This window comes from Pseudomonas sp. IT-P395 (assembly GCF_949767675.1).
Classification (GTDB): domain Bacteria; phylum Pseudomonadota; class Gammaproteobacteria; order Pseudomonadales; family Pseudomonadaceae; genus Aquipseudomonas.
The window spans coordinates 103794-118763 of sequence record NZ_CATKPW010000007.1 but is presented as its reverse complement, the minus strand read 5'-3'; the positions used below and the strand labels follow the sequence as shown (position 1 = coordinate 118763).

The window sequence follows — 14970 nt, the reverse complement described above, 5'->3', positions numbered from 1 at the left end:
GGGGACTGACCGAGGTGTTTGTACGAGCTACATCGACCTGAAATGTCGGGTTGAATTCAAGTTTTGAAAAGCATGAAGATCTGCTCCCTTTCCCCCTCGCCCCCCTGGGGGAGAGGGCTGGGGTGAGGGGGTTGGATCTTGCTGACCCAACCCAATCTTCATCACTCCGCCGTCGAAGGCTTCTCCCAAAGATTGATCCCGCCCTCTTGGGCAAACCGGTCAATCTCTGCCAACTCTTCAGCACTGAAACTCAAATTCTTCAACGCCCCGACGTTCTCGATAATCTGCTCCGGCCGGCTCGCACCAATCAGCGCCGACGTCACCCGAGGATCGCGCAGCGTCCACGCCAACGCCAATTGCGCCAGACTCTGACCACGACGCTTGGCAATTTCATTCAACGCCCGTACATGAGCAATGTTGGCCTCGGACAGGTGCGAAGCCTGCAACGAACCACCGCCCGGACGATTGACCCGCGCATCCGCCGGCACGCCATTGAGGTATTTGTCGGTGAGCAGACCTTGCGCCAGTGGAGTGAAAGCAATCACGCCAGTACCGAGTTCATCGGTGGTATCCAGCAGGTCTTTTTCCACCCAGCGATTGAGCAGGTTGTAAGCCGGCTGATGAATCAGCAGCGGCACTTTCCACTCTTTCAACAGCGCCGCGATCTCACGGGTTTTCACCCCCGAGTACGACGAGATACCGATGTACAACGCCTTGCCCTGCTGCACGGCTGTAGCCAGGGCGCTGGCGGTTTCTTCCAGCGGGGTGTCCGGGTCGAAGCGGTGCGAATAGAAGATATCCACATAGTCCAGACCGAGGCGTTGCAGGCTCTGGTCGAGGCTGGCCAGCACGTATTTGCGCGAGCCACCGCCCTGACCGTAAGGGCCGGGCCACATGTCCCAACCGGCCTTGCTGGAGATGACCAGTTCGTCGCGGTACTGCTTGAAGTCTTCGCGCAGCAGACGACCAAAATTGATCTCGGCGCTGCCGTAGGGCGGGCCGTAATTGTTGGCCAGGTCGAAGTGGTTGATACCCAGATCAAACGCGGTGCGCAGCAAGGCGCGCTGGGTGTCGATCGGCGTGCTGTCGCCAAAGTTGTGCCACAGGCCCAGCGACAGCGCCGGCAGCACCAGACCACTGCGCCCGACGCGGCGGTAAGGGATGGAGTCGTAGCGGTTTTCGGCAGCGGTGTAAGTCATCGAATCCTCTCTTGTCTGTCTTGAAATGGGTGTCGACTTCATCGCTAGCAGGCTAGCTCCCACATTGGAATGCAGTCTCCTGTGGGAGCTAGCCTGCTAGCGATTGGGTGCTACAAAAATCTATTGCCGGGTCGAGCCAGGCCAAGGTTCTCGCGCAACGTCCGGCCTTCGTATTCAGTTCTGAACAACCCACGCCGTTGCAGTTCCGGGACCACGCCATTGGCGAAGTCTTCGAGACCGCCCGGCAAGTGGGGTACCAGCACGTTGAAGCCGTCCGCCGCGCCCTGTTCGAACCACTCCTGCAAGCGATCAGCGATCTGCTCCGGCGTACCAACCAGGCTGTAATGCCCACGCCCGCCGGCTATCTTGCGACCGAGTTCAGCAAGGCTCAGGTTCTCGCGGCCTGCCAATTCCGTCAGCAGTTTCTGCCGGCTCTGCTGACCGCTTTCGGTTAGCGGCAACTCCGGCAACGGCCCGTCCAGCGGGTACTTCAACAAATCGAAGTTGCCCAGCATACGCCCAAGCAAGGCCACGCCAGCCTCGGGTTCGACTAATTGCTGAAACGTTTCATACTTTTCCTGCGCCTCGGCTTCAGTGCGACCGACCACGACAAAAACACCCGGCATGATTTTCAGCGAATCGGCGCTGCGTCCGTACTTGGGCAGACGTCCTTTGAGGTCGGCGTAAAAAACCTGGGCATTGGCTAATGATGTCTGCGCGGTAAACACCACTTCAGCCGTCTGCGCCGCCAACTCGCGCCCGGTTTCCGAAGAGCCGGCCTGGACAATCACCGGTTGCCCCTGCGGCGAACGCGCAACGTTCAGCGGACCTTTGACCCTGAAGTGTTCACCGACGTGATCCAACACATGCAGTTTCGAAGGGTCGTAATACGCCCCACTGGCCTTGTCGCGCGCAAACGCATCGTCCTCCCAGCTGTCCCAAAGCCCGGTCACCACTTGATGAAATTCGCGAGCGCGGCTGTAGCGTTCGGCGTGGCCGATATGTTCGTCGCGGCCGAAATTCAGCGCTTCGGCAGCATTGTCCGAGGTTACAAGATTCCACCCTGCTCGCCCGCCCGAAAGGTGATCGAGCGAAGCGAATTTGCGCGCCACGTGATACGGCTCGTTGTAACTGGTGGTGGCCGTGGCAATCAGGCCGATGTGCTCGGTCACCGCACTCAGGGCCGAGAGCAACGTCAGCGGTTCGAAGTGATCGGAGCGTGCCATGCGACTGGCGATGTCCTGGGTCGGCGCGGCGACGCTGTCGGCGACAAACAACGCATCGAATTTCGCCGCCTCGGCGATCTGCGCCAGCCGCTTGTAATGGGCGAAATCCAGACCCGCATTCGCCGGCACCTCCGGATGACGCCACGCCGCGACGTGGTGCCCGGTGGCCATGAGAAACGCGCCGAGTTTCAACTGTCTGCTCATCTCAAAAATCCTTGCGCAGTTGCACGCCGAAGTAGCGCTCGTCATCCCGTGGCACAGCGCGATAGATGTAGTTGCCGCCGCTGGCGAGCAATGGCGAATAGGACTTGTCGGTGAGGTTCTTGCCCAGCAGCGCGACGCGCCAGCCGTTGCTGTAATCGGCCAGAGCGACGCTGGCGTTCCACAGGCCGTAGGCGCCCTGCTTGGTGTCAGGATTCTGGCTGATGTCGTACTGCACTTCGCTCTGCCAGCTGTAGTCGGTGCCGAGTTCGATATCCAGACCGTTATCCAGCGGGATGCTGTAGTCGGCGCGCACGTAGCTTTTCCAGTCCGGGCTGAACGGCAGCGGTTTGCCGTTAACGTTGCACGACGCCGCCGCGCCCGCCGGGCAGGCGAATTCGTCGATGCGCGCGCGGGTGTAAGCCAGCGCTCCGGACAGCTTCAATTGCTGAGTGGCCTGCAAGGCGTAGTCGAGTTCGACGCCTTCGGTGCTGACACTGCCGGCGTTGATCAGACGCGTCACAACCTGGCCGGCGACGGTGTCGAAGAAGTTCGCCTGATAGTTGTCGTACTCACTGTGGAACACCGCGAGGTTGGTGGTCAGGCGATTGTTCCAGCTCGTCGCTTTGATCCCCGCTTCCCAGGTGTTGGAGGTTTCCGGTTTCAGTGCTTCGGTATCACGCGGCTGCATATTGAAGAACACGTTGTAGGCCGGGCCTTTGTAACCGCGCGAATAGGTCAGATACGTAGTGACGGCGTCGCTCAAGTCGTACTGCACACCGAGGCGGCCGGACCAGCCGTCTTCGTCGACAGAACCTGAGCTGCTGGTCGCCGGTTGGATACCGCTGACCGTGGTCGCGGAGGTCGAAACGCGGCGGTGATCGTATTCGAGATCATCGTGGGTGTAGCGCAGGCCGGCGATGCCGCGAAAGTCCGACGTGAAGTTCAGCGTGCTCTCCCCGAACACCGCATAGCTGTCGCTGCTGGTGCTGTAATCAGCGACGCCGCGATCGGTGCGCGTGGTCGTTGTCAGCGTGCGCTGATAGGTCTCGTCGTCCTTGCCGTGCATGTAGAACAGACCGCCGACGTACTCGAGGAACTCGCCCTTCGGCGAGGCCAGACGCAACTCTTGCGAGTATTGATCGAAGGCCAGATCGCCCTTGTCCGCGGTGCCGGGGAACGCGGCTGTCACGGTACCGAGACGGTCACCATCCTGATACTGGGTGTTGTCCCAGCCGCGCCATGCGGTGATCGACGTCAGTGTGTAATCGCCCAGTTGCCAGTCGAGTTGGCCGGACAGGCCTTTGTTGATGTCCTCAACGTGTGAGCGGGTGTCGGTGTTGATGTCACGGTTGTGGCTGCTCGCATTGACCGGGCTCAGCGCATTGGCGAAGGCCGGGGTCAGCGACTTGCTGACAACGCCATTGGGACCGTCGTCGTGGGACTGCATGTAATCGGCGATCAAGGTGAAGGTGACGTCGTCATTCGGGGTGAATTCGAGTTTTCCGCGCACGCCACGATGGTTGTAGCCGTTGACCTCTTGACCGTTGTGTTGGTTGTCGACGTTGCCGTCGTAGGTGCCGAACAGCGTGCTGATCGAGCCTTTCAGCGTGTCCGGTATCAGGCTGCCGCCAATGCCGAAACGGGTGCGGCTTTCGTTGCCGCTGTAATACGACTGATCGATGTAACCGTGGGTCTCGGCGGTGGGTGCCTTGCTGGTGATGTTGAGTACACCGGCCGAAGCGTTTTTGCCAAACAGCGTGCCTTGCGGACCACGCAATACTTCGACGCGTTCCAGATCCAGCAGATCGAGCGTGGACTGCCCCGGCCGCGCATACACCACGCCATCGATCACCGTCGCCACGGTCGGCTCGACGCCCGGCGAGGTGGAAATCGTGCCGACGCCGCGCACGAACAACGAGGTGTCCTTGTTCGACGCGCCGGTACGGAAATTCAGCGACGGCACTTGCTGGACGATACTGGCCACGCCGTTGCGGTTGTCGCGCTCAAGCTGTTCGCCATCGATGACGGACACTGCGACCGGCACTTTTTGCAGCGACTCTTCGCGGCGCGTGGCGGTGACGGTCACAGATTTGAGAGTCGGCTCCTGATCACTGCTCTCGGCAGCGAATGCGTTAGGCAACGGCAGCGCCGCCAACCCCGTGAATAACCAGCCGGCAGCGCGAATCGACTGCGCCAGTGTGTGTGTCGCCCCAGGAATGTTGTGCATGTTTGCCCGCTCGAAATTGGCCCTTAACCGCTGCCGTTCTGCGACGACAGCGCCTGAATCGGTGTCTTGGGCATTCGCTCGAGCGAGTAGCAGACAGCGCGCTTTGTTAGCGCTACCATCAACAGTATTGGCAAGCAGCACATAGAGCGTCCAATACTGAAAAATTACTTTTATATGCGATTTGGTTTTTAAGAAGGATCGAGCCTTGAGCGAAGAAAAACCCCGCAAACGCCGTGGCGCCGGACGCGTGACCTTGAATGCTGTGGCACGTGAGGCTGGGGTTTCGGCGATTACCGTGTCGCGCTATTTCAATCAGCCCGAACAGGTTTCGCCCGAGCGCCGCGAGCGGATTGCGACGGTGGTGGCGGAGTTGGGTTACGTGCCGAATCTGGTGGCCGGTGGGCTGGCCTCGGCGCGGGGGAAAATTGTCGGGATGGTGATCCCGAACATCTCCGGGCCGATCTTCGCCAATACCATTCAAGGCTTCAGCGACACGCTCAGCCGTCACGGTTATCAACTGTTGCTGGCGTCGAGTTACTTCAGCACTGAGCAGGAAGAAAATGCGGTGCGCGCGTTTCTCGGCTGGTCGCCGGCGGCGCTGGTGCTGACCAGTCACTTTCACAGTGCCGGCACAGAAAAGATGATCGCCGAAGCGGATATTCCGGTGATTGAAACCTGGGATTACCAGCCGGATCGTGAGCCGATGCAGATCGGCTTTTCGCATTTTGAAGTGGGCGTGACGGCCGCCAGATATCTACTCGGAAAAGGCTACCAACGTATCGCCTTCGTGCAGAACAGCGCTGCGGGCGACTTCAGCGCACTGGAGCGCCGCGACGGTTACGCGGCGACCTTGCGCGAATCCGGCCTGGATCCTTGGGTCTTCGCCCCTGACGCTGATCGCGCACCATTCGAGGCCGGCAAACAGGCGATGGACGCCCTGATGAGCGCCTCACCGCGCCCCGACGCGATCATCTTCGCCAACGACAACCTCGCCGCCGGCGGCCTGCTCGCCGGGCAACGCGCGGGTTTGAAAATCCCAGAAGACTGTGCCGTTCTCGGCTTCGGCGACTACCCGTTCGCCGAGATGCTGCTGCCCAGCCTGAGCACCATCAAACCACCGGCGCTGGAAATCGGCGTACTGGCCGCAACACGCGTGCTGGAAAGCCTTGGCGTGTTGCCGAGCGACGAGGTGCAGCGGCTGAATCTGTTGCAGTGCCAAGTGATCGAACGGGAAAGCATCTGAGGAATATGGCAGAGGCTGGATTGGCTATGCTCTTAAAGAACACCGAGGTGGCCCTTTCGCGAGCAGGCTCGCTCCCACAGGGATTTCCTGTGTACATGAAATTTATGTCCAGCCGAGTTTCATTGTGGGAGCGAGCCTGCTCGCGAAGGGGCTCTTCCCGGCACTGCACCTCCATCAGGCAGAACGCCCCATGCACACCGCCATCATCATTTTCTTCGGCCTGGTCCTGCTCGCCCTGATGCTCTACATCGGCGAGCGCATCGGCTTCAGCCGCCAGACCATGGCCTACGGCTTCGCCGCCCTGTGGCTGGCATTGACGGTGATTAATGGCGCGGTGGGAGTGGTGCATGCCGGCCAGTCCGTGGGTTCGGAAATAGCGATTGGCAGTGCGGTATTCGGCGTGCCGATGGCGGCAATGGTGTTGTTCATGGTGCTGAGCGCCGAGTCCTGAACGGACCCGACGCTCAGGCGTCGATCAACGTACCAAGTGCAGGAACTGCATGTGGCGTTCGTACTGGTCGAGGATGTCGTTGATGATCTGCTCTTTGGTGTAACCGACCAGATCGTAGTCCTGACTGCCCTCGCTCAAATGCACTTCGGCGCGGTAGTAGCGACGATTGTTGAGCTGCTTCGAGCCCATCCCGCCACGCGCGAACGACGGCGTGAAGTAGCCGCGCATCTGCACCTGATAGATGAACGGATGCGCATCACCATGGCCGATTTCCAGGCTGACGCTGTCATTCGCCGGATCCGGCTGGGTGACCACGTTGAGGCCTTTCTCGACGAACACCGCCGTCACTTCTTCAATCGCCGGACGCACCGTGGTGTCCATGAAGCGGTACACCTCGTCCCGCGACGGGAAGTGCACAGCCTGACTCAAGCGCTGGCGCCAGCCGCCCGTGCCGCGCCGCGAACCGGAGACCGGTGCCAGCGAATGCAACTGCGCGATCTGCTTCTGCGACTCCAGATAGAACGCCTTGTGCAGGCCCCACATCATCAGCAACAGAATCAGCGAGAACGGCAACGACGTCAGCACCACCGCCGATTTCAACGCATCGATGCTGCCGGAGAACAGCAGCGCACTGGTGATCAGCGCGGTCATCGCGCCCCAGAACACCCGCAGCCATTTCGGCCCGTCTTCGTCCGGGGTGCCGCCCTTGGCCGACAGCGTCGAGAGCACCACGGTGCCGGAGTCGGCAGAGGTGACGAAGAATACGAAGCTGATAAACACCGTCACGGCGATGACGGTTTTGCTCCATGGATACGTTTCCAGCAGCAAGTAAATACTCATCGACGGGTTGTCGAGGGCCGACATGCCCAGCGCGCTCATGCCGTGATTGAGCACCTGATCGATTGCGCTGTTGCCGAAAATCGACATCCACGCGAGGGTGAAACCGAGCGGAATCAACAACACACCGAAAACGAATTCGCGGATGGTGCGGCCACGGGAAATCCGTGCGATGAACAGGCCCACAAATGGCGACCATGCAATCCACCAGGCCCAGTAGAACACTGTCCAGCCACCGAGCCAGTCGCTCGGTTTGTCGTAGGCGTAGAGGTCGAAACTCTTCATCGGCAAGGCGCCGAGGTAGTCGCCCAAGTTCTGGATCAGGGTGTTGAGCAGGTGCTGGGTGGGACCGGCGAACAACACGAACAGCAGCAGCGCACAGGCCAGCAGCATGTTGATGTCGGACATCACCCGCACGCCTTTATCGACGCCGGAGACGGCCACGATGATCGCCGCGCCCATCATCAGCGTGATCAGGCCGACCTGAATCCACTGGGTGTGCGCGATACCGAACAGGTAGTCGAGACCGGAGTTGAGGTGCAGTACCCCAAAACCCATGTCGGCACCCAGACCGAACACCGTGGCGATGATGCCGAAGCCATCCACCGCGTAACCGATCGGGCCGTTGATGCGTTTGCCGATCAGCGGATACAGCGCCGACCGCAGGGCCAGCGGCAGGTTGTGGCGGTAAGCGAAATAGGCCAGCGCCATGCCGACGAAGGCAAACACGCCCCAGCCATGCAGGCCCCAGTGCAGAAACAGAATCTGCATGGCCTGACGCGCCGCATCCGCGGTGCCCGCCTCGCCTTGCGGCGGCTGCAGCATGTGGGTCAGCGGTTCAGAGACGCAGAAGAAGAACAGCGTGATGCTGATCCCGGCGGCGAACAGCATGCCGGCCCAGGACAGGTAACTGAATTCGGGCTCGTCGTGGTCGGCACCGAGTTTTATCTTGCCGTAGCCGGATAAGGCGGTGACCACCACGAAGACCAGATACAGGGTCATCGCGAGCATGTAATACCAGCCGACCGTATTGGCCGCCCAGTTTTGCGCTTCCAGCAGCCAGGCGCCGGCCTGCTCAGGCATGGCGATAACAACGAGACCAAACAGCAGAATGACCGTCGCGGCGAAGTAGAACACCGGCGGATTCATGCGCACCAGACCGCTGGCGGGGGTAGACGATGCACTCATGAAACGTGCACCTCGAGGGGTTGAAACGTGGCTGAAATGATCGGACTCAGCAAAGGCAAGCCTCCTGTTGTGAGCGGGCAGCGAACCACCGGTTTAACTTGAATGAACGTTCAAGTTAAACATGGATGGGGTGGTAAGGACTAATCGTACGGCTAGGCGGTAGTTTTCCTACGCTAGCTCAAGGATGGGTATGACGTGGGTTTGAGGGTATTCGTTCAATAGCCCCTCACCCTAGCCCTCTCCCGGAGGGAGAGGGGACTGATTGGGGGATATTGGGGAGATACGCCGACATGATCCTGCTGTACCGAATCTATCATCGACTCGGTGTTTCAGGTCGATGTATGACGCAAGACACCTCGGTCGGCGCCCTCTCCCTCCGGGAGAGGGCTGGGCGGGCGGCGTTCCGATGAGGGTTTGCTTTGCCCCCTACTTCTGCGTCCCGTCATCATGCTGCAAATTCGCCTGGGTCAAATTGCACCCCGCCGGCACACTGCGCGTCAGCCAGACATTGCCGCCAATGGTCGACCCCTTGCCAATGGTGATCCGCCCGAGAATCGTCGCCCCGGCATAAATCACCACATCATCTTCAACGATCGGATGACGCGGATGACCTTTCTGCAACTGCCCGTCTTCATCCGCCGGGAAGCGTTTGGCGCCCAACGTCACGGCCTGATAAATCCGCACGCGCTCACCAATGATCGCGGTCTCGCCGATCACCACACCCGTGCCGTGATCGATAAAGAAACTACGGCCGATCTGCGCGCCCGGATGGATATCGATACCGGTCGCCGAATGGGCGATTTCCGCGCTGATCCGCGCCAGCAGCGGCAGCCCGGCACGATACAAATGATGAGCGAGGCGATGGTGAATCACCGCCAGAATCCCCGGATAGCACAGCAGCACTTCATCAACACTGCGCGCTGCCGGATCACCGTGATAGGCCGCCAACACATCGCTGTCGAGCAGCGCGCGCAGGCCCGGTAAAGCCAAGGCAAAATCCTGCACGATCTGAATGGCGCGGGCCTCGACTTCAGTATCGGCCTGCGCGCTGTGGCGGGCAACGTAACGCAGCTCCAGACGGGTCTGCGCCAGCAGCGCATTCAACGCCACATCAAGGGTGTGGCCGACGTAAAAGTCTTCGCTTTCTTCACGCAGATCCACTGGCCCCAGACGCATCGGGAACAACGCCCCACACAGTGCTTCGAGAATCTCCGCCATCGCCGCCCGCGACGGCAACTCGCGACCACCCTGCTCGCCGGACGCCCGGCCGTTCTGTGCCCGCCACTGATCCCGCGCGCTGCGCAGTTGACTGACGATGGTCTGCAATTGCCAATGGCTGGAACGCTCGCTCACGGTAAAGACTCCTCACGGGCGGCCGGACTGTCTGGCCGCGTCAACGGCGACTACTTTACGGCATGGTCGCGAGAGCGAATTAAGAACCGATAGTGCTGGCCTCAGTTCATTTGGCTATAAGCGATTCACGGTTGCCCCTGCAAAAGCCCGTGCCTATAGTCCTTTCATCTTTCTCCTCCAGTACGGACTCATGATCAAACAACAGCTGGACCGCTTTAACCGTCTCGACCTGCTCGGCCACCCGACGCCGCTGGAAAAACTCGAACGCCTGTCCGCCTGGCTCGGCCGCGAGGTGTACATCAAGCGTGATGACCTGACGCCGCTGGCCATGGGCGGCAACAAGCTGCGCAAGCTCGAATACCTCGCTGCCGACGCTCTCGCGCAAGGCGCCGATACGCTGATCACCGCCGGCGCGCTGCAATCGAACCACGTTCGCCAGACCGCCGCACTCGCCGCCAAATTGGGCCTAGGTTGCGTGGCGCTGCTGGAAAATCCGCTGGGCACTGACGACAGCAACTACACCGGCAACGGCAATCGCCTGCTGCTGGATCTGTTCGACACCAAGGTCGAACTGGTCGACAACCTCGACAACGCCGACGACCAACTGGCCGCCCTCGCCGCACGTCTGCGCAGCAACGGCAAGAAGCCATATCTGGTGCCAATCGGCGGCTCCAATGCCCTCGGCGCGCTCGGTTACGTGCGTGCCGGTCTGGAACTGGCCGAGCAGATCAAGGACACCGGTCTGGATTTCGCTGCGGTGGTACTCGCCTCGGGCAGTGCCGGAACGCACAGCGGTCTGGCCTTGGCGTTGAGCGAAGTATTGCCCCGATTGCCGGTGATTGGTGTGACCGTTTCGCGCACTGAAGAAGACCAGCGGCCGAAGGTTCAGGGCCTTGCCGAACGTACGGCGGACCTGCTCGGCGTCGAGCTGCCGGCCAGTTTCAAGGTTGAGCTGTGGGACGAATATTTCGGCCCGCGTTATGGCGAGCCGAATGCCGGGACGTTGGCGGCGGTGAAGTTGCTGGCGAGTCAGGAAGCGCTGTTGCTCGATCCGGTGTACACCGGCAAGGCAATGGCGGGCTTGCTCGATGGCATCGGACGTCAGCGTTTTGATGAAGGCCCGATCATTTTCTTGCACACCGGCGGCGCGCCGGCGTTGTTCGCCTACAAGGATTTCCTCTGAGAGATCGCTGATTGTTCCCACGCTCTGCGTGGGAATGCAGCCCGGGACGCTCCGCGTCCCTTTGAGCGCTGGAACGCGGAGCGTCCCTAGAGGCATTACCACGCAGAGCGTGGGAAAGATCTTAATATTCAAATTAGATCTAACAGATTAAATATTAAGTATTTTCAAGTCTAAAGCAGACATCTTATAGTCTCGCCGCAGGCGAATTTCGCGCAAGACGCATAAGCTGCTTTAGGGCACGATAACGCAGGCGCACGAATCACAAATTCGCCAACTTTCCTTAAGCGTCTTCCATAAGAAAACACAGGGGCTTGTCATGAATTTTTCCGCACTACGTCGCAATCTGCTGGTGGGTTCGCTAGGCCTGGCGCTGAGCGCCGGTCTGATCGGCCAGGCAGTGGCCGGTGAGCAGCTGCAACAGATCAAGGACAAAGGCGTTATCAACGTCGGCCTGGAAGGCACTTACCCTCCGTTCAGTTTCGTCGATGCCGACGGCAAGCTGTCCGGTTTCGAAGTCGAGTTGTCCGAAGCGCTGGCGCAAAAACTCGGCGTCAAAGCCAAGATTCAGCCGACCAAGTGGGACGGCATCCTCGCGGCGCTGGAATCCAAGCGTCTGGACGTCGTGGTCAACCAGGTGACCATCTCCGACGAGCGCAAAAAGAAGTATGACTTCTCCGAGCCGTACACCGTTTCCGGTATTCAGGCGCTGGTGCTGAAGAGCAAAGAGTCCGCTCTGAACATCAAGACCGCCGCTGACCTGTCCGGCAAAAAAGTCGGTGTGGGCCTGGGCACCAACTACGAACAGTGGGTCCGCGCCAACGTGCCGGGCGCTGACGTACGCACCTACGACGATGATCCGACCAAGTTCGCCGACCTGAACAATGGCCGCACCGACGCCATCCTGATCGACCGTCTGGCCGCACTGGAATACGCCAAGAAAGCGCCGAAAACCGTCGCTGCCGGCGAAGCCTTCTCCCGCCAGGAAGCCGGTGTTGCCCTGCGTAAAGGCGAGCCTGAACTACTGGCCGCCGTGAACAAGGCCCTCGACGAACTGCGTGCCGACGGCACCCTTGCGAAGCTGTCCACGAAGTACTTCAACGCTGACGTCACTAAATAATGGAAGAAGCTTTCCAACTCGCACTGGACTCCGCGCCCTTTCTGCTCAAGGGCGCGTATTACACGGTAGTCCTCAGCCTCGGCGGGATGTTCTTCGGCTTGCTGCTGGGCTTCGGCCTGGCATTGATGCGCCTGTCGCGCTTCAAATCGGTCAGTTGGCTGGCGCGCATCTACGTGTCGTTCTTTCGCGGCACGCCGTTGCTGGTGCAGCTGTTCGTGATCTATTACGGCTTGCCGCAATTGGGTCTCGAACTGGATCCGCTGCCAGCGGCGCTGATCGGCTTCTCGCTGAACATGGCCGCTTACGCCTGTGAAATTCTGCGCGCCGCGATCGGCTCGATCGAACGTGGCCAGTGGGAAGCCGCCGCGAGCATCGGCATGACCCGCGCGCAAACCCTGCGCCGGGCCATCCTCCCGCAGGCGATGCGCACGGCGTTGCCGCCGCTGGGCAACAGCTTCATTTCGCTGGTCAAGGACACGGCACTGGCCGCCACCATTCAGGTGCCGGAGCTGTTCCGTCAGGCGCAATTGATTACCGCCCGGACTTTTGAAGTCTTCACCATGTATCTTGCCGCCGCGCTGATCTACTGGATTCTGGCCACAGTGCTTTCGCACTTTCAGAACAAGTTGGAAGAGCGGGTCAATCGGCACGACCAGGAGTCCTGACGATGATTGTCGTGGAAAAACTGACCAAGCAATTCAAGGGTCAGGTCGTGCTCAACGGCATCGACCTCGAGGTCAAGGAAGGCGAAGTCGTCGCGATCATCGGCCCCAGCGGTTCGGGGAAAACGACGTTTCTGCGTTGCCTGAATTTTCTTGAACAACCCACCAGCGGCCGGATCAAGGTCGGCGATATCGAGATCGATACCAGCCGCCCGCTGAACCAGCAGCAAAGCCTAGTGCGCAACCTGCGCCAGCACGTGGGCTTCGTGTTCCAGAACTTCAACCTGTTCCCCCATCGCACCGCTTTGGAAAACGTCATCGAAGGCCCGATCGTGGTCAAGAAGATGCCACGCGATGCCGCCATTGTCCTGGGCAAAAAGCTCATGGCCAAGGTGGGTCTCGCCGGCAAGGAAGATGCTTATCCTCGTCGTCTCTCCGGCGGTCAGCAACAGCGCGTGGCGATTGCCCGGGCGCTGGCGATGGAGCCGGAAGTGATCCTGTTCGACGAACCGACTTCAGCGCTCGACCCGGAACTGGTCGGCGAAGTGCTGGCGACCATCCGCGGCCTTGCGGAAGAGAAACGCACCATGGTGATCGTCACCCACGAAATGGGTTTTGCTCGCGATGTGGCCAACCGTGTGGTGTTTTTCGACAAAGGCGTGATCGTTGAACAAGGCGAAGCCAAAGCATTGTTCGCCAACCCGAAAGAAGAACGCACTAAACAGTTTCTCAGCAAGTTTCTGAATCACGCCTGAGTACTTTTTATCGCTGCATCGGAAACTTCCACGGATGGAAGTTACCTTCAACAAACACCAGCTTTATCCCTTCAGACAAAACATATTCGATGCGCTACATATATATGTTCTGCAACAGATAATGCCCGCCTGCTACCCGCTCCACCCGGCATGACAGCGCTCGAATAAATCCAAGCAAAAAACGCAAAAAAACCGTTAGTTCCGTGGCTCATTTCGTCTTGGCGCTTAGGCATCAGGCCTCAACAGCGTAGGAAGATTCTGATTAATTCGTAATTCACGAATTAACTAACATCGTCTATTGACACCCCATCCCGCAGACTCTTATCTAGTCGCCAACCGGAACCACTTAGTTCAACCAACCCGTATTCAACTTGAATAAAAGTTCAAAGCTTTATTGCCAGTTTATTCACGCCTTTTGTTCTTCCAGAAACGGACTTCGCTGCAAGGCTTCAAGGAGAGAAATCGATGACCCGAACTTCGCATACCCCCGAACTGGCAGCGCCGACCGTAGCGCCAGCGCAAAAAACCGGCATCAATCTGGCCGCCGCCGCCCATCTGGTGGTCGAGGTGTCACCCTATCCCGACATGGATAGCGGAGACCTGATCGAGCTGTTCTGGAACAAATGCTATGTCGCCTCCAGGGTGCTGACAGCGGATGACGTCGGCACGGCAATCAGCCTTCGGGTGCCGGAAAGCTTCATCGCCAACGGCACGACGCGCATTCACTACCGGGTGATGCAGGTCGGTCAGGGGCCGGCGTTATCGGCGGCGACGCGCGTGCAGGTCAAACTGGACTGCCCCGGCGGGCAACCTTCAGCGCTGAGCGGAGACGAAAACCAGCAACTGGCCCCCGTGACCATCCCCGACACCATTCGCCGTCAGGGGGTGAATCCAAACCAGATCAAACGCGGCGTACCGCTGACCATCGAGCCCTACCTGAACATGGCCGAAGATGACGCCATTACCTTACGCTGGGGCGATGTACGCATGGACCTGGCACCGATCACCGCCGCGGATATCGGGCTGCCCATTCAAGTCTGGGTGCCTCCCTCGGTGATTGTCGAAGCGGGCGAAGATCTGCGGCTGGACGTGACGTACTGCATTCTCGATCGGGTCGGCAACAACTCGCGCTGGGCGCCGCCAAGAACGTTGAAGATCGGTTGTGCAAACCCTTATCTGAAAGTGCCCCTCAGGCCAAAACTCATGGCTGCCGAATCGCGTAAAGATTGATCCTCTTCAGCGGATAAGGGGCCCCGGCCCCCTTACCCGAAAATTCTTAACCAACCTGACCATCACCCCTTCTATACATATTCCTAAAAGTTAGT

12 protein-coding genes are annotated in these 14970 nt (G+C 59.7%); 7 read left to right on the top strand and 5 right to left on the bottom strand.

Annotated features, from left to right (window positions below; translation table 11 throughout):
• Nucleotides 1-161: 161 nt before the first annotated feature.
• The 3 genes from mgrA to ACM6IN_RS06625 all read right to left on the bottom strand — a co-directional run bounded on the left by mgrA (nucleotide 162) and on the right by ACM6IN_RS06625 (nucleotide 4856).
• Nucleotides 162-1199: an L-glyceraldehyde 3-phosphate reductase gene (gene mgrA, locus ACM6IN_RS06635; protein ID WP_414915631.1), complete on the bottom strand. Its 1038-nt coding sequence runs from the start codon at nucleotides 1197-1199 to the stop codon at nucleotides 162-164.
• A 110-nt stretch (nucleotides 1200-1309) separates the two neighbouring features.
• A complete protein-coding gene (locus ACM6IN_RS06630; protein ID WP_414915630.1) occupies nucleotides 1310-2629 on the bottom strand; it encodes an LLM class flavin-dependent oxidoreductase in 1320 nt (439 codons plus the stop codon).
• A 1-nt stretch (nucleotide 2630) separates the two neighbouring features.
• On the bottom strand, nucleotides 2631-4856 hold the full coding sequence (locus ACM6IN_RS06625; protein ID WP_414894984.1) for a TonB-dependent receptor: 2226 nt from the start codon (nucleotides 4854-4856) through the stop codon (nucleotides 2631-2633).
• 205 nt (nucleotides 4857-5061) lie between these two features.
• Here ACM6IN_RS06625 and ACM6IN_RS06620 point away from each other — a divergent pair, with 205 nt between their 5' ends.
• Complete coding sequence (locus ACM6IN_RS06620; RefSeq protein ID WP_123375637.1) at nucleotides 5062-6099, top strand: LacI family DNA-binding transcriptional regulator; 1038 nt, start codon at nucleotides 5062-5064, stop codon at nucleotides 6097-6099.
• Between the two features lie 190 nt (nucleotides 6100-6289).
• Entirely contained in the window at nucleotides 6290-6550 is a 261-nt protein-coding gene (locus tag ACM6IN_RS06615) for a hypothetical protein (protein ID WP_007949845.1), read from the top strand.
• A gap of 24 nt (nucleotides 6551-6574) precedes the next feature.
• Here the strand turns inward: ACM6IN_RS06615 and betT are convergent, their stop codons facing one another.
• Both betT and epsC read right to left on the bottom strand, forming a co-directional pair.
• Nucleotides 6575-8536 carry a choline transporter BetT gene (gene betT / locus ACM6IN_RS06610; protein WP_191630877.1) on the bottom strand — a complete coding sequence of 654 codons (1962 nt, stop codon included), beginning with the start codon at nucleotides 8534-8536 and terminating at the stop codon, nucleotides 6575-6577.
• Nucleotides 8537-9001: 465 nt separating this feature from the next.
• Nucleotides 9002-9928, bottom strand: a complete 927-nt coding sequence (gene epsC, locus ACM6IN_RS06605; protein ID WP_007918747.1) for a serine O-acetyltransferase EpsC — start codon at nucleotides 9926-9928, stop codon at nucleotides 9002-9004.
• 190 nt (nucleotides 9929-10118) lie between these two features.
• Between epsC and ACM6IN_RS06600 the strand changes: the two genes are divergently transcribed.
• The 5 genes from ACM6IN_RS06600 to ACM6IN_RS06580 all read left to right on the top strand — a co-directional run bounded on the left by ACM6IN_RS06600 (nucleotide 10119) and on the right by ACM6IN_RS06580 (nucleotide 14875).
• Nucleotides 10119-11111, top strand: a complete 993-nt coding sequence (locus tag ACM6IN_RS06600) for a D-cysteine desulfhydrase (RefSeq protein ID WP_007918745.1) — start codon at nucleotides 10119-10121, stop codon at nucleotides 11109-11111.
• A 316-nt stretch (nucleotides 11112-11427) separates the two neighbouring features.
• Complete coding sequence (tcyJ, locus tag ACM6IN_RS06595; RefSeq protein ID WP_095113927.1) at nucleotides 11428-12228, top strand: cystine ABC transporter substrate-binding protein; 801 nt, start codon at nucleotides 11428-11430, stop codon at nucleotides 12226-12228.
• Nucleotides 12228-12893: a cystine ABC transporter permease gene (gene tcyL / locus ACM6IN_RS06590; protein WP_007918741.1), complete on the top strand. Its 666-nt coding sequence runs from the start codon at nucleotides 12228-12230 to the stop codon at nucleotides 12891-12893. The genes tcyJ and tcyL overlap by 1 nt, the downstream gene beginning before the upstream one ends.
• Before the next feature lie 2 nt (nucleotides 12894-12895).
• Entirely contained in the window at nucleotides 12896-13645 is a 750-nt protein-coding gene (gene tcyN, locus ACM6IN_RS06585; RefSeq protein ID WP_007918739.1) for an L-cystine ABC transporter ATP-binding protein TcyN, read from the top strand.
• Between the two features lie 465 nt (nucleotides 13646-14110).
• Nucleotides 14111-14875 carry a hypothetical protein gene (locus ACM6IN_RS06580; protein WP_007918737.1) on the top strand — a complete coding sequence of 255 codons (765 nt, stop codon included), beginning with the start codon at nucleotides 14111-14113 and terminating at the stop codon, nucleotides 14873-14875.
• Nucleotides 14876-14970 lie beyond the last annotated feature (95 nt).

Coding starts and splice junctions, on each gene's coding strand:
- ACM6IN_RS06600 (WP_007918745.1), top strand. CDS start 10,119: ATGATCAAACAACAGCTGGACCGCTTTAACCGTCTCGACCTGCTCGGC.
- ACM6IN_RS06630 (WP_414915630.1), bottom strand. CDS start 2,629: ATGAGCAGACAGTTGAAACTCGGCGCGTTTCTCATGGCCACCGGGCAC.
- mgrA (WP_414915631.1), bottom strand. CDS start 1,199: ATGACTTACACCGCTGCCGAAAACCGCTACGACTCCATCCCTTACCGC.
- tcyL (WP_007918741.1), top strand. CDS start 12,228: ATGGAAGAAGCTTTCCAACTCGCACTGGACTCCGCGCCCTTTCTGCTC.
- ACM6IN_RS06580 (WP_007918737.1), top strand. CDS start 14,111: ATGACCCGAACTTCGCATACCCCCGAACTGGCAGCGCCGACCGTAGCG.
- ACM6IN_RS06625 (WP_414894984.1), bottom strand. CDS start 4,856: ATGCACAACATTCCTGGGGCGACACACACACTGGCGCAGTCGATTCGC.
- ACM6IN_RS06615 (WP_007949845.1), top strand. CDS start 6,290: ATGCACACCGCCATCATCATTTTCTTCGGCCTGGTCCTGCTCGCCCTG.
- tcyN (WP_007918739.1), top strand. CDS start 12,896: ATGATTGTCGTGGAAAAACTGACCAAGCAATTCAAGGGTCAGGTCGTG.
- tcyJ (WP_095113927.1), top strand. CDS start 11,428: ATGAATTTTTCCGCACTACGTCGCAATCTGCTGGTGGGTTCGCTAGGC.
- betT (WP_191630877.1), bottom strand. CDS start 8,536: ATGAATCCGCCGGTGTTCTACTTCGCCGCGACGGTCATTCTGCTGTTT.